The sequence below is a fragment of the Geomonas sp. RF6 genome (assembly GCF_021044625.1).
GTDB lineage: Bacteria > Desulfobacterota > Desulfuromonadia > Geobacterales > Geobacteraceae > RF6.
This window is the reverse complement of sequence record NZ_CP087999.1, coordinates 4,161,673-4,180,192: the sequence shown is the minus strand read 5'-3', so window position 1 is coordinate 4,180,192 and position 18,520 is coordinate 4,161,673. Positions and strand designations below refer to the sequence as shown.

Genomic DNA, 18,520 nt, shown 5'->3' with positions numbered 1-18,520 from the left:
ACAACTCGCGCTGGAGCGCAGGGATCCGCGGCCTGCGTTGGCCGGGCGCAGCCGATATCCTACGCGGCTATCGCGGCGGGACAGAGCTGAAAGCCTATCCTCCACCTGGCACCGGTGCTAGGGTCAGAAAGGGGGGTGCAGAAGCTGATGAAGCTCACACCATAGGTTATGATTGACGGTAGAAAAGCCTGCCGCAACCATGCACAATTCGGGCGGGCGAGAACTGGAGGCCACCATGTTCAGGAAGATCCTTGTCTGCTCTGACCTCTCTCCAGCGTCCGACGCTCTCGTCCGGTGTGTTGAGGAGTTAAAGACCGTCGGCATGAAGGAGATCGTCCTTGCGCACGCCATACCTTACCCCGAATTTCCCCTCAGGCAGGAGGCGCATCAGGCCCTTGATCGCCAGGTGAAGATGCTCGGGGAACACGGAGTGAGGGTGCTGGTCAATATACCCTCCGGCCCCGCCGGACAGATCCTCGCTGAGACGGCGGAAAGCCAGGAAGTCTCCGTGATTTTCATCGGCTCCCACGGCAAAGGGATCCTCCGGGCCGCAGCCCTTGGGAGCGTCTCGAACGACCTGCTCCATCACGCCCGGCGACCCGTCCTCCTGGCGCGGATAGCGCTGCTCGAGGGGGACGAGTCCCTCGCTGTGTGCCGAAAGATCTTCAGCAATATCCTTTTCGCCACCGACTTCTCCGACACGGCGGAAAACGCGCTGAAGTACGTGGGGGTAATCGCCCGGGAGACCGGCGCACAGGTCACCCTCCTCCATGTGCTTGAACCAGGTGGGAAGGACCCGGCAGAGGAGCGCCAGGCAGAAGAGATGGCACAATATCTCCTCGAGGCGAAGAGGGAGCGTGTACGGGGTGCCGGCGCGGCCGACGTGACGACCGCACTCGTGAAGGGAAACGCTGAAAAAGAGGTGGCCGCTGTCGCGCGAAAAGGGAGATACTCCCTTATCGTCATGGGGTTCAGGGGGAAAGGTGTAGTGAAGGAAATGATGGGAAGCGTTGCAAGTGAAGCGGCTCGTCATGCGGGAGTGCCGGTCCTCTTCATCCCCGCCCCTGACTAGGATCAACAGCAGATACGTCAGATACGTGGGGATCAGCAGGAAGACTCACCGTCCCAGTCAGCGAGGGACGCATGGAGCTGCCATGGCTGCGAGGGGTGTAGCAGGGGTGTAGCAGGGGTGAGACAAAAAAAGAGGGACTTACGAAATGCCGTAAGTCCCTGTAATAATGGTCGGTGCGAAAGGATTCGAACCTTCGACCCCTAGACCCCCAGTCTAGTGCGCTACCAGGCTGCGCTACGCACCGATTATGCCTGATTAACCAGAATATCCCGCATTTCGCGGAGTTCCTCTTTCACTTCCCTGAGCAACTCAGCCAGCCCGTTGGGGACGGGTGCGGCTTCCTGGGCTTTCAACTTCCCTCCCAGACGTTTCCTCGCCCCCTCTATGGTGAGCTTCTCGACGTACAGGAGTTGTTTTATCCGGACTATCAGCTCCAGATCTTTCTTCGTGTAGAGCCTTTGACCGGTACTGCTCTTCTTCGGCGTCAGAGACGGGAACTCCGACTCCCAATACCTGAGCACCGACGATGGAAGCCCCGTTAGCTCGGAGATCTCGCCGATTCTCATGTACAGCTTGTCTGGTATCCCCGCGTCCACCGTCTTACTGGGTGTTGATGGCTGCTTTCAGAACCTGGCTCGGCTTGAAGGTCAGGATCCTGCGAGCAGCGATGGTGATCTCTTCGCCGGTCTGCGGATTCCTGCCACGACGGTCTGCCTTCTCCTTCACCACGAAGTTGCCAAAGCCGGCGATCTTTATCTTGTCCCCTTCTTCCAGGGTGGTCTTAATGAGATCGAAGACGGTTTCTACAAGTTCTGCAGACTCTTTCTTGGAGAACCCTACCTTCTCATAAATTCTTTCTACGATGTCCGCTTTGGTCATAACCCCCTCAACAGATTCAGCATTTCAGATTTTCCTTGAATCGACAGCGGCTTAAGTATTTACCACAGGGTTTTTGATTTAGCAACCCTTTTTATCTAATGGTTACATTTAATTTTTTCTGCAACGCGGCGATGACGCTCTGGTGCAGACGGGTCACTTCGTCGTCGGTGAGGGTGCGCTCGCGCGACCCGTACCGTACCCGGATGGCGATACTCTTCTGCCCCGCGGGGATGTTGCCACCCTTGTACAGGTCGAAGATTTCCACCCCCTGGAGCTCGGCCGCCTTCACCCCCAGGACGCAGGAGGTGATGTCCGCGGCGGCGACCTCGTCCGGGATGAGGAGCGCGATGTCGCGGAAGGTGTCGGGGAAGCGGGAGGGCGCCTGCACGGAGGAGCGCTTCGCGCGGTTGGCCAGCAGCTTCTCGAAGTTCAGCTCCAGGTAGAAGAGGGGCGTGTCGATGCCGTAGTTCTCCTGCACGCTCGGGTGAAGCTCGCCAAAGGAGCCGAGGGTCTGGTTGCCGCGGGTGATCCGGCAGGACTTCCCCGGGTGGAAGTAGGCGTCGACGCCGTCAGCAAGGTAGTTGACACCCTTCACGTTCGCCACCTCGAGAAGGTTTTCAACCATCCCCTTCACGTCGAAGAAGTCGATCCCCCCCTTCGCCTGGTTCCATCCTTCCGGATCGCGTCTCCCGGTGAAGAGCGCCGCGAGGTACAGCGGCTCGATGGGGAGCTCGCTCCCCTCCTCCGGGAGATACACCCTGCGCATCTCGAAGATCTTCAGATCGAGCGTGCGGAAGCTGATGTTTTTCAGCGCGGTCTCCAGGAGCCCCGGAAGGAGCGTCGTGCGCATCACGGAGAGTTCGTCGGAGAGCGGGTTCAGAAGGGCCACACCCTGGCGGCGGAAGTCGTCTCCGGCAAGGAGGATGCGGTCGCAACTGGTCGGGGAGACGAAGCTGTAGTTGATAACCTCGGAGAGCCCCTGGGATACCAGGAGGTCGCGGATCTTGCCTCCGAGGCGCTGCCCCTCGGAGGGGAGGTCGGAGAAGACCGACGCGCTCGGCAGAGTCAGGGGCACCTTCTCGAAGCCGTTCAGGCGCACGACCTCTTCCACGAGGTCGATCTCGCGCTCCAGATCGACGCGGAAGAGCGGGACCTGCACCTCGAACACCCCTGCCGACGTCTCGCAGACGCAGAACTCGAGGCGCTCGAAGATCTCCTTCACTTCGGCGGCGCTCAAGGAGAGACCGGAGATGGCGTTGATCTTCTCCAGGCGTGCGTTGATGGTGCGCGGCTGCATCTGGGTCGGGTAGACGTCGATGATCCCCTTGGCGATCGTGCCGCCTGCGAGCTCGTGGATGAGCTCGGCGGCGCGGTCGAGGGCGCGCACAAGGCCATCGACATCGGTGCCGCGCTCGAAGCGGTGCGACGACTCGGTGTGCAGCCCCAGTCTCTTGGAGGTCCGCCTGATGGCGGAAGGATCGAAGTAGGCGCTCTCCAGGAGGATGTCGACAGTGGAGTCGCTGATCTCGGAGTTGCCGCCACCCATGATGCCGGCAAGAGCCACGCCTTTCTCCGCGTCGCGGATGGTGAGGTCGTTGGAATTGAGGATCCGCTCCTGACCGTCGAGGGTGCCGAAGCGTTCCCCCTCGGCTGCGCGGCGCACGACTATCTTCCCGCCGGCCAGCAGGCGGAAGTCGAAGGCGTGCAGCGGGTGGCCGTACTCCAGGAGGACGTAGTTCGTTATATCCACCACGTTGTTGATGGAGCGGATCCCTGCGTTGCGAAGCCTCTCGGCGAGCCACGCAGGGGACGGCGCGATGGTGCAGCCGGAGATGTAGCGCGCGGTGTAGCGCGGGCAGAGGTCGGCGTCCTCGATCGTCACGGAGGCGGTCTCAGCGATAGGTGCCCCCTCCTCGACCGGAGCGATACCGGGGTAGTGCACCTTCGTCCCGAGCTTTGCCGCGACCTCCCGGGCGATACCGACGACGCTCAGGCAGTCGGCGCGGTTCGGGGTGAGACCGATCTCGAAGATCGTGTCCTTCAGCCCCAGCGCCTCGAAAAGGGGTACGCCGAGCGGCGTCTCTTCCGGCAGTATCATGATGCCGGCGGACTCGTCGGAGAGGGCGAGCTCCCTCTCGGAGCAGAGCATCCCGAAGGACTCCTCACCCCTGATCTTGGAGCGCTTGATCTTGAAGTCTCCCGGCAGCACCGCGCCGATCTGGGCGAGCGCCACCTTGTCGCCGGACTTGAAGTTCTGCGCGCCGCAGACGATGGCGAAGGTCTCCTTGCCGTTGCTCACCTTGCAAAGGGAGAGCTTGTCGGCGTTCGGGTGCTGGGCCCTCTCGAGCACCTGCGCGGTGACGACGTCGTCCATCCCGGCGCCGAGCGACTCCATGCGCTCCACTTCGAGTCCGAGCATGGTGAGAAGATCTGCCAACTCCTGGGGAGGCAGGTCGCAGTCAACGAATTCCTTGAGCCAGTTGTAGGTAACTATCATAGAGATTCCACTTTTCTTGAAGAGATCGGACCGGTCGCTGGGATCGGTCGAATGATTGTCAGAACTGTTTCAAGAACCTGAGATCGTTCTCGAAGAGAAGCCGCATGTCGGCGATGCCGTACTTCAGCATGGCGATCCTCTCGATCCCCATACCGAAGGCGAAGCCGGAGTAGGTCTCCGCGTCGTAGCCGACGTGGCGGTACACCTCAGGGTCGACCATGCCTGCGCCGAGGATTTCCAGCCACCCGGTATTCTTGCAGACGCGGCACCCCTTCCCCTTGCAGATGACGCAGGCGATGTCCACTTCGGCGGAAGGCTCCGTGAAGGGGAAGAAGGAAGGACGCAGCCGCACCCCTACCCCCTCGCCGAAGAGCTGGCTGATGAAGAGGGTGAGAATCCCCTTCAGGTCGCCGAAGGAGATCCCCTTGTCCACCATGAGCCCCTCGACCTGGTGGAACATCGGGGAGTGGGTGGCGTCGGAGTCGCAGCGGTACACGGTGCCCGGCGCGATGATGCGGACCGGCGGCGGCTGCTTCAGCATGGTGCGGACCTGCACCGGAGAGGTGTGGGTGCGCAAAAGCACGTTCTCCCCCACGAAGAAGGTGTCCTGCATGTCGCGCGCGGGGTGGTCCTTCGGGAAGTTCAGCGCCTCGAAGTTGTAGAAGTCGTGCTCCACCTCGGGACCTTCGGCGACGCCGAAGCCAAGCCCCGCGAAGATGGAGACGATCTCCTCGGTAACGAGGGTGATCGGGTGCTTCGAGCCGACGGCGCGGCGGCGTCCCGGGAGGGTGACGTCCACGCGCTCGGAGGCGAGCCTCTCCGCCTTGGCGGCCTCGCGCACCTCGACGGAACGCTTCTCCAGCGCCTCCTCGAGCTGTGCCTTCACCGTGTTCACGACCTGCCCTACCAGGGGGCGTTCCTCTGGCGAAAGGGAACCGAGCCCCTTCATGACGGAGGTGATCTCCCCCTTCTTGCCGAGATATTTGACCCGCAGTTCCTGGAGCGCGTCTTCCGACTTCACGGCTGCGAGTTCGGCGACGGCTGCACTCAAAAGCGCTTCAAGTTTTTCCTTCATGAGCGATGACCTTATCCGTATCGAAGTAGTTGTATATCTATGGCTGGAGGCAGCGCCCCCTCCCCTCACCGTCGGGGACTGGACGGGGACTGGCTCCGCAGGTGCCTGTCCCCCTGCTCCCGATCCCCTGACGGCAGAAGGGGTTGAGTATCTCCGTCTCCAGCCTGAATCTTCCGCATAAAAAAAGAAATGAGACATCGCTATCCCATTTCTTTTTTTACTGCCTCGGAATGTGTTAGAGACTTGCTTTAGCTACGGCAGCGATCTCTGCGAACCCTTTCGGGTCGGAGACGGCGAGGTCCGCCATCACCTTTCTGTCGATCTCCACCTTGGCTACCTTCAAGCCGTGGATCAGTTTGCTGTAGGAAATCCCGTTGATGCGGGCTGCAGCGTTGATCCTGGCGATCCAGAGGGCACGGAAGTCCCGCTTCTTCACCCGGCGATCGCGGAACGCGTAGTTTAACGCGCGATCGACCGCCTCGGTGGCGCTCCGGAAGAGTTTGGACCTCGCACCCCGGTACCCCTTGGCAAGCTTCAACACCTTGTTCCTTCTTTGTCTCGCTTTAAAACCGCGCTTTACTCTTGGCATACATACTCCTTGTGGGTTTTATTTTGCCGGATCCGCAAGGGGAGACGTTTCCTCACGGTTCTCGGACTTTGCTAGGCGACGCGCCCTGTGCCCAGGGGGACGCCGGATACCGTCAGCCCTTACTTGTACGGGATGAGCATCGAGATGTTCTTGTGATCCGATGCGGCCACGATGGCGCCCTTACGCAGGTTGCGCTTGTTCTTGCGCGTCTTGGAGGTAAGAATGTGGCTGGTGAAGGCGTGGCTCATCTTGATCTTGCCCGTGCCGGTCTTGCTGAAACGCTTGGCGGCGCCCCTATGGGTCTTCAATTTAGGCATTTTAGGTTACTCCTTGTCGTGATGTGTAAATGAAAATAGGACCGACGGGCTCTATAGGCCCCACCGGTCCTATTGCACTTCCAAACGGTTACTTCTTTACCTTCGGCGCCATGATCATGAACATGGAGCGCCCTTCCATCTTCTGCCGCACCTCGACGATGGCTACATCGGCGAGCTCGTTGGTGAACTTTTCCAGCGCGGCGAGGCCGATCTCCTGGTGCGTGATCTCGCGTCCGCGGAAGACGACGGTGACCTTCGCCTTGTTCCCCTCTTCGATGAAGCGGCGCACGTGCTTGATCTTGAACTCCAGGTCGTGCTCGTCCGTCTTCGGACGGAGCTTCACTTCCTTGAGCTGGACCTGCACCTGCTTTTTCTTCGCTTCCTGCTGCTTCTTGGCCTGCTGATATTTGAACTTGCCGTAATCCATGATACGGCAGACGGGCGGTACGGCGGTAGGCGAAACCTCCACCAGGTCGAGCTGCTGGCTCTCGGCCAGCGCCAGCGCTTCGCGCAGCGGAAGGATTCCCAGCTGCTCGCTGTCTGCTCCGACGACCCTCACCTCTTTGGCCCTGATGGTAGTATTGATGTTTACTGTCGGTTTAGCTATGACGCCACCTCCTAACGATAACTTTTGACTTCATCCTGAATGAAGGCGATGAACTGCTCCGGCGTCATCGACTCCAGGTTCTTGCCGTCGCGGAAGCGCGGAGCCACGAGGCCCGCCTCGACCTCCTTGTCCCCCACCACCAGCATGTACGGTATCTTCTGCAGCTGGGCTTCCCTGATCTTGAAGCCGAGCTTTTCGTTTCTGAAATCCTTCTGCACACGCACCCCTGCGGCCCGGAGAGTGTTGAACGCGGTCTCCGCGTAGGGGATCTGGTTATCCGTCACCGTAACGATGGTCGCCTGCACGGGAGCCAGCCAGGTGGGGAAGTTTCCAGCGAAGTGCTCAATGAGGACCCCTATGAACCTCTCGATGGCGCCGAGAATCACCCGGTGAACCATGACGGGACGCTTCTTTTCGCCGTCGGCATCCACGTAGGTGAGCTCAAAACGCTCGGGGAGGGTAAAATCGCACTGGATTGTAGCACATTGCCATCTTCTGTCAAGAGCATCGCGCAGCTTGATGTCTATTTTCGGGCCGTAGAATGCGCCGTCACCCTCGTTGATCTCGAACTCGCGGCCGGAATCCTTCAGCGCCGAAAGAAGTGCGCTGGTGGCGCGCTCCCAGTCCTCGTCCGAGCCGATCGACTTCTCCGGACGGGTGGAGAGCTCCATCTCGTAGTCGAAGCCGAAGATCCCCATGACGTCGCGCACAAAGGAGAGAACACCCTTGATCTCCGCGTCGAGCTGGTCCGGGGTGCACAGGATGTGGGCGTCGTCCTGGGTGAAGCCGCGCACGCGAAGAAGGCCGTGCAGGACGCCTGCGCGCTCGTGGCGGTGCACCGTGCCGAGCTCGAAAAAGCGCAGCGGCAGGTCGCGGTAGCTTCTTAACTGAGACTTGTAGATCATCATGTGCGACAGGCAGTTCATCGGCTTGATGCCGTACCCCTGCTCGTCGATGGTGGTGAAGTACATGTTCTCGCGGTAGTTCTCGTAGTGGCCGGAGCGCTGCCACAGCTCCGTCTTCAGGATCTGCGGACCGAGAACGATATCGTAGCCGCGCTTCAGGTGCTCGCGACGCTCGAAGTCCTCGAGGATCGTGCGCAGCATCGCCCCTTTCGGGTGCCAGATCACCAGACCTGCGCCGACTTCGTCGTTGAAGGAGAAGAGATCGAGCTCACGCCCGAGCTTTCTATGGTCACGCTTCTTCGCCTCCTCGATGCGGGCGAGGTAGGCCTCGAGCTCCTTCTTGTCGGCAAAGGCGGTACCGTAGACACGCTGCAGCATGGCGCGCTTCTCGTCGCCGCGCCAGTAGGCGCCTGCAAGAGAGGTAAGTTTGAAGGCCTTGCACAGGGAGGTTCTCGGCAGGTGCGGGCCGCGGCAGAGATCGACGAAGTCACCCTGGCGGTAGAGGGAAACGCTTTCCGCGCCGAGGTCCTGGATCAGCTCGACCTTGTAGTCTTCCCCCATCGTCCTGAAGAGTTCGATGGCGTCGGCGCTGGAGAGCACCTCGCGCTCGATCTTCAGATCCGCCTTGGCAAGCTCGCGCATCTTCGCCTCGATCTTCTCCAGGTCTTCCGGAGAGAAGCTCTTTTCCAGATCGAAGTCGTAGTAGAAGCCGGTCTCGATGGCGGGACCGATGGTGACCTTTGCCTGCGGGAAGAGCTGCTTCACCGCCTGGGCCATGAGATGGGAGGTGGAATGCCTGATGATGTGGAGGGCGTCGGGGCTCTTTTCGGTCACGATTTCGACCGTGGCGCCGTCGGCGAGAGGTGTCTGGAGATCTACCAGGTTGCCGTCGACCTTCCCGGCGATGGCCGCCTTGGCGAGGCCGGTGCCGATGGAGGCAGCGAGGTCGAGGATGGTAGCACCCGCGGCAAGCGATCTTTTCGATCCGTCCGGCAACGAAACCGTAATCTCATTCATGCTGGCCCCCTTAAAGAAAAAAGGCATCAAACCTTCGATGCCTTCTTCGATCCGTTTGGTTAACGGTTGGTTTAAATGGTAGGCGCGGGCGGTCTCGAACCGCCGACCTCTACCGTGTCAAGGTAGCGCTCTCCCCCTGAGCTACGCGCCTGCTGTTGAACAGATGACGTTATACCAATTGGACTCGGCAAAGTCAAGGCTTTTATTAAAACGCAAAATCTTTCTTTTAACCCAAGCCTCCCCCCGGAGCGCACCGTACCGCGCAAGACATAAGTGTACCGCATTTCATGCAACGGGGGTGGCCGGCTCGTGCAAGGGCGTACGCGCTCCCTCCGCGCCCTTCTCGGCGCAGACGCGATAAAGCCCCAGCAGATGAAGCGCCGTAAAGCCGAGCGCAAAGAGGGCGTTCCTGTATTCCTCATCGGGGAAAAGGTACGAAGGAAGCAGAGGGAATAGCCGTGGCTGCCCGTTGAAGCCGATTGGGAGATGGCATGACAGGATCAGGAATCCGGCGATGATGAAATAGTAGTACATCTCTCTGTAATGATCTTTATGGCACAGGACCACCAGGCAGAAGAGTATCCCCATATTCATCCTGTCGAGACTTCCTGCCAGGAGCATGACATTAGTAAAGAGGAGCACTACCGCGGCAAAAGCATCTTCCACGTGAGATCGCCTACACCTGAGAATGACCCCGGCGGCAACGAGATAGACGACTATGGTCGCGCTGCGCAGGTACCCCCAGTGATGCGGCAGGAGATCGACGAAGACGCGCCATATCGAGGCGTGGATGACACATTTCGTGTCCATGTTTCCGGAGAGCCTGCCAGACATCATCTGCGTCAGGCCGGCGAGAAAGGGCAGGCAGGTCAACATCAGAACGGAGAGAACCGAAGCAGCAAAGGTTATGGCATCCCTGCATCGCGTGCGGCTCCAGATACCGCCACTGCCGCCCTCCCCTCCGTTCAGGACGGCATACCAGAAAACCAGCGGCACGATGAAGACCCCGATCCCCTTGTATGCTATCGACGCTCCGGTGAAAACTCCGGCGAGGATGAGCCTCGCGACCTTCCCCTCGGAACGGGCAAAGTACAGGGCAAGGAGCATGAAAGCCACCTGCAGCCCCTTCTCTTCCGGGAGTATGGACCCCTGATAGAGCAGGATCGGGTTAAGGACAGCGGTAAATAAGATCGCCGCCAGCTTGAACAACAGCGACCTCTTCTCCCAGAACCTCAGGATGTACATGGCGATCACCACGCACAGGATGCTGTCAAAGACGGCAAAGCAGTACCGGTAGAAGGTTGCGGACGCGTATCCCGACCCGTCGAACCCGGCAACGATCCAGAGATCTTCGATACCGCCCAGAATCAGCACCGTCAGAGGCAGGTTGCTCCCTGCGTAATGGTTCCACCTCTCCTGGGTCTCGCTCACCCACGAGTTGTACGCGTCATTGTTCGTTCTTAGCTTCTGCCTTATCTCGTAACCGTCGGAGGAGTCATACGGGTTGATGTGGTTTACTACGAGCTGTCCGCTGTTGCGATAAATTCCCAGGTCGATGTGATTGTCCTGCCCAGGAGTTACTGCTGTGGCATACAGTCTTACGTCCAGTGACAACAAGAACACGCCGCAAAGGATCAGGAAAAAGTATCTACGGGAAAGGATTGACACGCTACGGCTCCGAAAGCAGACGGGAAAAATGGAGAAAGGGAGAAATCCGGGAGGGATGGAACGGCGCCGCCATATCAGGGAGTCTTCCTCATGTAATCGCCGCGGGAGAGGTATTTTTCCAGCCAGATATACAGGCAGATGAAGAGGTACCGGCTCCCCATCTCCTTGATCTTCAGCTTTGCTTCTCCCGTTCTTCGATTGCGCCAGGTAATTGGGATGATCTTCCAGGAATAGCCACGCACGATGGCTTTTAGAGGGATTTCCACCGTGAGGTTAAAGTGCGGAGAGATGAGAGGGCGGCACCCCTCGATGACTTCTCGACGGTACGCCTTGAAAGCGTTGGTGGTGTCGTTCAGTCTTATCCCGAAGACGACCTGCAGGAATTTGTTGGCCATCCGGTTAATGGCCAATTTGAAGCGCGGGTAGTCGATGGTCCCCCCGCCCTTTATGAAGCGGCTGCCGAATACGCAGTCGCAGCCATTGTTCAGTTCCTCCCAATAGCGCACCACGTCACGGCAATCGTCGGACTCGTCGGCCATCATGATCACCACCGCGTCGCCGGTCATGGAGTCGAGCCCGCGGATGATGGCCCTGCCAAAGCCGTGGGGGGCGCAGTTTTGAACCGGTCTCACCCCCGGTATCCGCTCCTTGAGCTGTTGCAGCAGTTGCCAGGTGTTGTCGCTGCTGCCGTCGTCGACAACGATGATTTCGTGGGGCACTTCGTTCAGGCGCAGTTCCAGGTGCAGGTGCTCGACGGTGGAGCAGATGCACCCCGCCTCGTCCCGGGCAGGGATGACTACGGAGAGAAGAGCGAGCTTTTTCGGGTGAGCAGCGGATGTGGTCATAGCGATCCTGAAATCTCCAGCCATGCGGGGTGGGCCTCGGCGTGCGTGGCGATCTCGTCGAGGATCGCCTCGATCGTGGTCGCAGGTTGCCACCCCCAGAGGTCATGGGCCAGGGAGGAGTCCATGACGAGCCAGGGGATATCGTTGCGCCGGATCTCGGGAACAGCAGATACCAAGTGCTCGCCATACCGGTCCCTGCACCAGGCACTCAGGTTTGCCAGGGACATAGCGTTTGCCACCCCGCCGCCACAGTTGATGACTCTGGGGGCGCCAGCTCCTGCGCCCATCTGCTTCATGAGAAGCGGAACCAGGTCCCTGGGGTGCAGGCAGTCGCGCACCTGGTACCCCTTGCCGCCGAAGCCGATGTAGGCGAGTGGCGCGCGACGCAACCAGGCGTTGATCCAGTAGGCAAAGATCCCCTGGTCGGGGCGGCCGAACTGCCCTGCTCCAGCGAGAACACCGCAGCGGTTGATCCAGACGGGAAAACCGAAGGTGTCGCCGTATTCAAGCGCCAGCATTTCCGATGCACGCTTGGTGCTCCCATAAAGAGAGACCGGAGGGTCGGTGCTGAAGGACTCGGCGACTCCGGCTGCTGTCAGCCCTGAGGGGAAGGTGGCGCCGGGCTTCAGGGAAAAGGCGTCTGCGACGACTGCGACCTCGGCCTGGGCCAGCGGCGCAATGGAATAGACCCTGCTGGTGCTGATCAGAATGAAACCGGCACCGTAGCGCTTGCAGTACTCCAAGAGGTTCACCGTCCCCCAGAGGTTGTGCTCGACAAGCTGCCTGCTGCTCGTCTGTCCGTCCGTGCCGGCAAGAACGCTCGGATTGGCGGCAGCATCGATGACGTAGTCCACCGGGGGGAGAGCTTCGAGATCGGAGGCGTGGCGGATATCGCCGTGCTGCACGGCGACCCCCATCTCCAGAAGGCGTCGCCGGTTCTCCTCGCTCCCTGGCCGGATAAAATTGTCCAACCCGTAGAGTTCCGCATCGGGCATGGACTCCAACAAGGAGGAGGCCAAAGAGCTGCCAACGAATCCGCAGATTCCGGTGATGAGGATCCTCATGCAGGCACCACGTCGATGGAGGCGTCCGCTACCTGCCATGTCCTGGCACAGTCGGCCACCGTGGCGCCTGCTGGCACATAGCGGGAAAAGAAGGCGCTCAGTTCCTTCCATACCGAGGCCCTGTACGCCTCGGAGCCGGCAAAACGGGCCTGGTACTGCCTCTGGAGGGCCAGAGGCGCACTCTCATCTGGCATGGAGACGCTCCTGCCACGACTCCACAATTTCCCGCACCGTTTGATGCAAAGGCTTGGAGATATCCCAACTGGGGTAGTGAGCCTTCATCTTCGAAAGGTCGCTGTAGTAGCAGATATGATCGCCGATGCGGTTCTCCTCCACATAGCTGTAGACCTGCTTTTTCCCGCTGTACTTTTCCGCGAGCGCGAAGGCCTCCAGGATGGAGCAGGAATTTTCCTTTCCTCCGCCCAGGTTGTACACCTCCGCGCTGCGTGGCGACTGGTAGAAGGCATGGATGAAGCGGGCGACATCGTGGGAGTGGATGTTGTCACGGACCTGCTTCCCTCCGTACCCGAAGATGCGGTATTCCCGCCCCTCGAGATTGCACTTCACGAGGTAACTCAGGAAGCCGTGCAGTTCCACCCCGGTGTGGTTGGGCCCGGTGAGGCACCCCCCGCGCAGGCAGCAGGTCGGCATGCCGAAGTACCGGCCGTATTCCTGCACCATCACATCGCCGGCGACCTTCGAAGCGCCGAAGAGGGAATGTTTGGACTGGTCGATGGAAAAAGTTTCCGGGATTCCCTTTTCGTAGGCCGGATCGTCATAATCCCATCTCTGCTCGAGCTCCTTCAGCGCAATGGTGTTCGGGAGATCGCCGTAGACCTTGTTGGTGGACATGTGAATGAAGGGGGATTCGGGACAAACCTGGCGGGCGGCTTCCAAGAGATTCAGGGTGGCGACGGCGTTCGTCTCGAAGTCGTCGAAGGGAATGTCGGCTGCCCGGTCGTGAGAGGGCTGTGCCGCAGCATGGACGATGCAGTGAGGCTTCAGCTCCTTCAGGAGCGCGAGGACACCGCCCCGGTCACGGATGTCGATTTCGTGATGCCGGAAGTTCGGGAGCGTCTCCTCCATCCGTTTCTGGCTCCAGCGGGTGTCCCCCTGGGGGCCGAAGAAGACTGCCCTCTGGTTGTTGTCTGCTCCAAAAACCTGGAAACCTTCTTCATGAAAAAACCGGACAACTTCCGAACCGATAAGACCTGAGGAACCGGTGACAAAAATCTTCTTCATCTGAAAGCGAATACTCCTTTCGGGAAACCATCTGGGGAGACGTCTCTCCGGCGGGTAAAGCTACCACAAAGAGCTCTCCTTAAAAAGCGGAAACTGGTCAGTGATGAACCGGCGGCCGTTCCGCTGCGGGAGGAGACTCTCCGGGGAAACGCCCGCCCCTGAACTTTAAGGCCAGGGCACCGGCATCGCGTGAAACGACAATTGGCGTATCACATTGACAGATATGCCGAATGACTGTAATAACTGGGCTCCTTGTCTTCCCGCTCTTCCTGAGAGGGAGAATCTGCCGGTTGAACAGAGGGGAATCTAAAAAAATGCTACCTACAGCCTCCACACTCCCGTCCAGGGCAAAGCTGCACCTGATGGTGGTCGTGCTTTTGCTGGCGATCTCCCCGTTCCTGGTCAACTTTTACTTCGTCCATCCCCAGACGGACGATTTCGCCTACTCCGCCATATCGATGGAAAAGGGGTTTCTGGAGGCGCAGCATCACTGGTACACGACATGGACCGGACGCTTCACATCGAGCGCGCTCCTTAGCCTGAACCCTCTGGTATTCAACTCCATCACCGGCTACAAGCTCTCCCTGGCGATCGTTGCCGCAGCACAGATCGCCGCCCTGTACCTTCTGGTTGCCGAAGTGACCGCGAGGGCCCTCTCCCGGCAGCAACGGCTCATCTTCACGCTCGCCCTGGCCTTTGCCTTTCTCGACCAGATGGACGACATCAGGTCGGGCCTCTATTGGATGGCAGGAGTGGTGACATACCAGGTAGCGGAGTCGCTCCTCATCCTTTACCTTGCGGCTCTTGTCCACATCGTCCAGGGTCGCAGGGACGACAATCTCCTCCTCAAATTCCTGACGCCGATCCTCGGCCTCCTCCTTTGCGGAACGAACGAGATCGTCGCCGTAGTGACGCTGCTGGCGACGGCGCTCGCACTTTACCATGCTCATGCCGCCACCAAGGCTATCGACCGCTTTCAGGTTGTCACCGTCGCCGTTGTGGCCGGCGGGAACTATCTGGCGCTAATGGCCCCCGGCAACTTCGTCAGACTCGGTCAATATACGCAGCACAAACCGGTACTGGTCACCGCTGTGGAAACGTTGCGCTACGCCTTGCCACTGCTCCAGACCTGGGCGACCGCACCTGTCACCCTGATCCTCATGTACATGGTCTTCAGCGCAGTCACCGGGCACCCGGCGCTGCGGCAGACCTTCCGCTCCTTCAGGATCGCCGGATCGGCACTTTCCCTCTCTGTGCTCCTCTTCGCAGCCTTTTTCATCCCGTATCACAGTACCGGGGCGCCGCCGCAGAACAGGGTCATCAACATGATTTACCTCTTCTTCCTCATCGGCTGGCTGCTGAACGTGGCACTATTTTCCGCGCATTTCGGCGAGAAGGTCGTAGCCCTCATGAGGCGGGTTACGTTCAAGGGATCGGGCCTTGTTGCCTCAGCGCTTATTATCCCCCTGATCCCCCTGCAAACCTCCAACTTCGCCCTGGTAGCGAACGACGTGCTGAGCGGCAACTCCTCCCGGTACCACGAAGAGCTGCAGCGCAGAGAACTCCAGGTGATGACGTCGCACGAAGAGACCATCATCGTGGAGCCGCTCACAGCCACCCCCGGGAGCCTCTATTTCTACTTCGTTAGCCTTGACGGCAAATACTGGGTCAACAAGTACTATGCCGCCTGCTTTGGAAAAAAGAGCGTCGTCCTCAAGTCCCGGCACACGGTGCGCGCCTCCCTGTGATGGAAAGCCGCAGCTAGCGGTCCGTTCGGAGCGTCATTCTTCGCCGCTGTCACGTCTTGTGCCGAGCGCCGCACCCCACAGAGGATGCCCCGCCATCCGTTCCAGGAAATCCCCCACCGAGATCTGCTCCATGCATTTTTCCTTCGCCGTGCAGCGTGGGATCGTGCCGAAGGAGGAGCAGGGGGCGCACTGAAGATCCTTCGCCACCACGATGTGCGACTCGCCGCGCGGCGCCCACTTGCGCGGATCGCTCGGGCCGAAGAGGGCAGCGGTCGGCTTGCCGAGTCCTGCCGCGATGTGCAGGAGCCCGGAGTCGCCGCTGATCAGCCCCTCCCCTCCTTCTATGACCGCGGCACTGACGGCGAGAGAGGTCGCTCCCGCCAGGTTGAGCGCCCCGGTTCCCCGCGCGACCGCCTCCGCTGCCGCCACGGTGTCCTTCCCGCCGAGCAGCACCACCGCGACCCCCCTCCGGTTCAGCAGCGAGACCACCTCCCGGAACCGTTCACCATTCCAGAGCTTCTCGGGGGCGCTGGCACCGGGGAAGAGCGTGATGTAGCGCCTGTCTCCCAGTTGCGCCAGGAGGCGCGCCCCCTCCTGCCGGTCGGAGTCGGAAAGCTCCACGAAGGGGGTCTCGATCAGGGGCGGCGCCGTGATGCCGAGCGGCTCAAGCAGCCTGAAGAAGGCGTCGGCTTCGTAGAATTCCCGCGGATACGGCACCGAATGAGTAAAGAGCCGCCGCCTCTCGTTGGTGCCAAAGCCGATGAGGACCGGCGCGCGGGTCAGCCTCGCCACCACGGCGGAGAGGTGATACCACTGCTCGGTATCGATCACCACGTCGTAGCGACAGCGCAGCACCTCGCCGAGCCCCCGCGCCGAATCGTAGCAGCGAACCGAGCCGAGGCCGGAGATGAAACGGAAAGCACCGGCATTGCGTCTCTCGGCAAGGACATCTATGCGACAGGCAGGAAAAGCGCGCTGCAGCGCCCTCAGTGCGGGGAGGAGGAGCACAGCGTCCCCGATCCCGCCGGGGCGGATGACCAGGATGGAGCGTGGAGAAGGTACCGGCCGCTGTGCCGGAGGAGGGAGGCACATGGTAGCCCCCTTCCCTGCCACTCTGTCCACCAGCTTGATAAGCTTGATCTTCATCCCCGCCAGTACCCCTCCCCCGCCACCGCTACGCACCCTTGTCGTGCTTCAAGACGCCCCTGCATCGCATCAGCCGACCGCAGCATCCTTTGATCATTCGCCTCGTGCCACGAAAACCTCGCCGCCATTTGGCAATCTCAGTCGGCGCTCGTACCGTTTGTCATACTCTGAGCCCTCCGCGAGGGTGGGCGCAGACCCGGGGGAGCCATTCGGAACCACGCTGCAAGGTGCGTTGTCTTTGGCGACCACAACGACGTCCACCCCCTCCCCCCAGTGAGGCCCCTCCCCCCAGAACTCCGTAATCTTGTATTTCGGGCAGCTTACAGGAATGAACAGGGACGGGTCAAAGGAAACGGACACCGCCCCCTTTTTCCCGTCCGCGTAACCAGCCAAAAAATCTGTGAGCTTCAGATACGACAGGTAATCGTCCCGGTACTGGGGAGCGGCGGTCCGTCTGGCCAGCTGCCGGTACTTCTGGATGCTGAGCGGAAACCACCAGCAGACGGTGATGACGGCAACCAGTGCCAGTGCGGAAAGAGAAAGATATCTCCCTGCGCTGCGGTCCTCCCTCCCGGGACAGCATCCCTTTTCCGGGAGGTGTATCTCCACCAGGCCGAAGAGGCCGACGAGCGCCAATATGGTGCCGGGAAAAAGGTAAAACCCCCAAAGCCGGTGCACCCCGCTGAAAATAGCGAGCACCAGCGCGAGACCGCTCAGCAAAACGAGGGCGGGAACCGCGTCAGCCGCCCCTTCCGGCACCCCACTCTTTTGCACCTGCCTTATACCGAAGCAAGCAAGGAGCGCCAGGACGATCGCCAGGAGAAGCGCGGTGAGCGCAGCCGGCGCGACCATCCAGTCGTGGACGAAGAAGTCGACCCAGCTCCCAAAGCCGATGCTGCGGAGGTCACTGCCATGACCGGTGTTCAGGAAGGTGTTCCCTACCCAAACCGCCAGGCCCGACCCCTCCCCCAGGTAGATGGACCACCATGCGGCGAGACCGTTGCCGGCGATGAGGAGGGCGGCCATGGTGACGTTGGCAGCAGATTGGGGGATGCGGAGCTTCCTGGTAACAAGCGTGTCAAAGAGGCAGAAAAGGAGCAGGGAGATCGCCACCGGTTTTAGCAAAATGGGGACAGCGAGGGCAAGCCCGGCAAGGAAAAAGCCCGCCGCACGCAGGAGCTCACAGACAGATTGATCCAGACCGCGCCGGGAGAAGCCCTTGATGATGGCGGCCGCCCCGAAGACCCCGACCAACGGCAGGGCGGAGATCTTCGTGCCGAAAGCGAGGCCGAGAAATATCCAGTAGCTCCCCCTGAAGCTCATCTCCTCCTTCCTGAAGAAGTACAGGAAGATGGCGATGAAAAGCATCTGGAGTGGCTCCGGTTTCGGCATGCTCATGTAGTAATCGGCATACGGCATCGCCAGAAGGGATGCCATGAGCAGAAAACGCAGATACCACCGCTTCACAAAGGTGAAGGTGAGGACGAGGAAGGCGGAAAGAAGGATGACGACGCCGCTCATTCTCCCTGCGAAGATCTGCCCCGGCTCCCCGAAGAAGTACTCCGGCAACGCGCAGAAGAGCGCCATGGAGTTCCACAGCGACCGCCCGTAACGATGGTCGCCGCCGTCGGCGATGCTCCAGAGGAAATGGGACCAGCCGGCGGGATGCAGGATATTCTTGACGCCGTCGAAGGTGATCCGCTCGTCCATGAAGAGCGCGAAGCGCCCCACCGTCAGATCGGCATTGGCCGCCCCCGCCACGACGAGGTAGAAGAGGACCAGCGTCGCCACAAGAAGGAGCCAGACGGTATCTTTTCTGGAGAGGGACAGGTTTGTCATGGCAGAATCT

The 18,520-nt window shown here is 60.4% G+C and carries 17 protein-coding genes and 2 tRNA genes; 2 read left to right on the top strand and 17 right to left on the bottom strand.

The features are described from left to right. Positions 1-235 precede the first annotated feature (235 nt). Positions 236-1,072 (top strand): universal stress protein, encoded by an 837-nt coding sequence (locus LPW11_RS17895; protein WP_230995236.1) that lies wholly within the window; start codon positions 236-238, stop codon positions 1,070-1,072. A 167-nt stretch (positions 1,073-1,239) separates the two neighbouring features. Here the strand turns inward: LPW11_RS17895 and LPW11_RS17890 are convergent. From LPW11_RS17890 to LPW11_RS17820, 15 genes are all read right to left on the bottom strand, one after another. Further along, positions 1,240-1,316, bottom strand: a tRNA-Pro gene (locus LPW11_RS17890). A 1-nt stretch (position 1,317) separates the two neighbouring features. After that, complete coding sequence (locus LPW11_RS17885; RefSeq protein ID WP_331001575.1) at positions 1,318-1,638, bottom strand: MerR family transcriptional regulator; 321 nt, start codon at positions 1,636-1,638, stop codon at positions 1,318-1,320. A gap of 34 nt (positions 1,639-1,672) precedes the next feature. After that, complete coding sequence (locus LPW11_RS17880) at positions 1,673-1,951, bottom strand: integration host factor subunit alpha (RefSeq protein WP_230995234.1); 279 nt, start codon at positions 1,949-1,951, stop codon at positions 1,673-1,675. 91 nt (positions 1,952-2,042) lie between these two features. Next, positions 2,043-4,448: a phenylalanine--tRNA ligase subunit beta gene (gene pheT, locus LPW11_RS17875; protein WP_230995233.1), complete on the bottom strand. Its 2,406-nt coding sequence runs from the start codon at positions 4,446-4,448 to the stop codon at positions 2,043-2,045. Positions 4,449-4,506: 58 nt separating this feature from the next. Next, positions 4,507-5,523, bottom strand: coding sequence for a phenylalanine--tRNA ligase subunit alpha (gene pheS, locus LPW11_RS17870; RefSeq protein ID WP_230995232.1), 1,017 nt, complete (start codon positions 5,521-5,523; stop codon positions 4,507-4,509). Positions 5,524-5,758: 235 nt separating this feature from the next. Next, entirely contained in the window at positions 5,759-6,112 is a 354-nt protein-coding gene (gene rplT, locus LPW11_RS17865; RefSeq protein ID WP_230995231.1) for a 50S ribosomal protein L20, read from the bottom strand. A 119-nt stretch (positions 6,113-6,231) separates the two neighbouring features. Next, positions 6,232-6,429, bottom strand: coding sequence for a 50S ribosomal protein L35 (rpmI, locus tag LPW11_RS17860; RefSeq protein ID WP_230995230.1), 198 nt, complete (start codon positions 6,427-6,429; stop codon positions 6,232-6,234). An 88-nt stretch (positions 6,430-6,517) separates the two neighbouring features. Next, the gene (gene infC, locus LPW11_RS17855; protein WP_230998317.1) at positions 6,518-7,036 is read right to left on the bottom strand and encodes a translation initiation factor IF-3; all 519 of its coding nucleotides are present in this window, start codon (positions 7,034-7,036) and stop codon (positions 6,518-6,520) included. 11 nt (positions 7,037-7,047) lie between these two features. Further along, a complete protein-coding gene (thrS, locus tag LPW11_RS17850; protein ID WP_230995229.1) occupies positions 7,048-8,958 on the bottom strand; it encodes a threonine--tRNA ligase in 1,911 nt (636 codons plus the stop codon). Between the two features lie 76 nt (positions 8,959-9,034). Then, positions 9,035-9,109 (bottom strand) — tRNA-Val (locus LPW11_RS17845). 134 nt (positions 9,110-9,243) lie between these two features. Then, on the bottom strand, positions 9,244-10,572 hold the full coding sequence (locus LPW11_RS17840) for a hypothetical protein (protein WP_230995228.1): 1,329 nt from the start codon (positions 10,570-10,572) through the stop codon (positions 9,244-9,246). Between the two features lie 128 nt (positions 10,573-10,700). Next, on the bottom strand, positions 10,701-11,471 hold the full coding sequence (locus tag LPW11_RS17835; protein ID WP_230995227.1) for a glycosyltransferase family 2 protein: 771 nt from the start codon (positions 11,469-11,471) through the stop codon (positions 10,701-10,703). Next, the gene (locus LPW11_RS17830; RefSeq protein ID WP_230995226.1) at positions 11,468-12,535 is read right to left on the bottom strand and encodes an NAD-dependent epimerase/dehydratase family protein; all 1,068 of its coding nucleotides are present in this window, start codon (positions 12,533-12,535) and stop codon (positions 11,468-11,470) included. The genes LPW11_RS17835 and LPW11_RS17830 overlap by 4 nt, the downstream gene beginning before the upstream one ends. Further along, positions 12,532-12,729 (bottom strand): hypothetical protein, encoded by a 198-nt coding sequence (locus LPW11_RS17825; protein WP_230995225.1) that lies wholly within the window; start codon positions 12,727-12,729, stop codon positions 12,532-12,534. The genes LPW11_RS17830 and LPW11_RS17825 overlap by 4 nt, the downstream gene beginning before the upstream one ends. Then, the gene (locus tag LPW11_RS17820) at positions 12,719-13,777 is read right to left on the bottom strand and encodes an NAD-dependent epimerase/dehydratase family protein (protein ID WP_230995224.1); all 1,059 of its coding nucleotides are present in this window, start codon (positions 13,775-13,777) and stop codon (positions 12,719-12,721) included. The genes LPW11_RS17825 and LPW11_RS17820 overlap by 11 nt, the downstream gene beginning before the upstream one ends. 314 nt (positions 13,778-14,091) lie before the next feature. Between LPW11_RS17820 and LPW11_RS17815 the strand changes: the two genes are divergently transcribed. Further along, positions 14,092-15,525, top strand: a complete 1,434-nt coding sequence (locus LPW11_RS17815) for a DUF6056 family protein (protein ID WP_230995223.1) — start codon at positions 14,092-14,094, stop codon at positions 15,523-15,525. Between the two features lie 33 nt (positions 15,526-15,558). On the opposite strand, the gene LPW11_RS17810 is transcribed toward LPW11_RS17815, so the two are convergent. Further along, entirely contained in the window at positions 15,559-16,671 is a 1,113-nt protein-coding gene (locus tag LPW11_RS17810) for a glycosyltransferase family 9 protein (RefSeq protein ID WP_230995222.1), read from the bottom strand. A 93-nt stretch (positions 16,672-16,764) separates the two neighbouring features. Further along, the gene (locus LPW11_RS17805) at positions 16,765-18,510 is read right to left on the bottom strand and encodes a hypothetical protein (protein WP_230995221.1); all 1,746 of its coding nucleotides are present in this window, start codon (positions 18,508-18,510) and stop codon (positions 16,765-16,767) included. Positions 18,511-18,520 lie beyond the last annotated feature (10 nt).

What these genes read in the sequence shown, in the direction of transcription:
- LPW11_RS17820 (WP_230995224.1), bottom strand. Translation starts at nt 13,777, where the DNA reads ATGAAGAAGATTTTTGTCACCGGTTCCTCAGGTCTTATCGGTTCGGAA.
- pheT (WP_230995233.1), bottom strand. Translation starts at nt 4,448, where the DNA reads ATGATAGTTACCTACAACTGGCTCAAGGAATTCGTTGACTGCGACCTG.
- rplT (WP_230995231.1), bottom strand. Translation starts at nt 6,112, where the DNA reads ATGCCAAGAGTAAAGCGCGGTTTTAAAGCGAGACAAAGAAGGAACAAG.
- LPW11_RS17810 (WP_230995222.1), bottom strand. Translation starts at nt 16,671, where the DNA reads ATGAAGATCAAGCTTATCAAGCTGGTGGACAGAGTGGCAGGGAAGGGG.
- LPW11_RS17805 (WP_230995221.1), bottom strand. Translation starts at nt 18,510, where the DNA reads ATGACAAACCTGTCCCTCTCCAGAAAAGATACCGTCTGGCTCCTTCTT.
- thrS (WP_230995229.1), bottom strand. Translation starts at nt 8,958, where the DNA reads ATGAATGAGATTACGGTTTCGTTGCCGGACGGATCGAAAAGATCGCTT.
- pheS (WP_230995232.1), bottom strand. Translation starts at nt 5,523, where the DNA reads ATGAAGGAAAAACTTGAAGCGCTTTTGAGTGCAGCCGTCGCCGAACTC.
- LPW11_RS17895 (WP_230995236.1), top strand. Translation starts at nt 236, where the DNA reads ATGTTCAGGAAGATCCTTGTCTGCTCTGACCTCTCTCCAGCGTCCGAC.
- LPW11_RS17880 (WP_230995234.1), bottom strand. Translation starts at nt 1,951, where the DNA reads ATGACCAAAGCGGACATCGTAGAAAGAATTTATGAGAAGGTAGGGTTC.
- LPW11_RS17825 (WP_230995225.1), bottom strand. Translation starts at nt 12,729, where the DNA reads ATGCCAGATGAGAGTGCGCCTCTGGCCCTCCAGAGGCAGTACCAGGCC.
- LPW11_RS17815 (WP_230995223.1), top strand. Translation starts at nt 14,092, where the DNA reads ATGCTACCTACAGCCTCCACACTCCCGTCCAGGGCAAAGCTGCACCTG.
- LPW11_RS17835 (WP_230995227.1), bottom strand. Translation starts at nt 11,471, where the DNA reads ATGACCACATCCGCTGCTCACCCGAAAAAGCTCGCTCTTCTCTCCGTA.
- LPW11_RS17830 (WP_230995226.1), bottom strand. Translation starts at nt 12,535, where the DNA reads ATGAGGATCCTCATCACCGGAATCTGCGGATTCGTTGGCAGCTCTTTG.
- LPW11_RS17885 (WP_331001575.1), bottom strand. Translation starts at nt 1,638, where the DNA reads ATGAGAATCGGCGAGATCTCCGAGCTAACGGGGCTTCCATCGTCGGTG.
- rpmI (WP_230995230.1), bottom strand. Translation starts at nt 6,429, where the DNA reads ATGCCTAAATTGAAGACCCATAGGGGCGCCGCCAAGCGTTTCAGCAAG.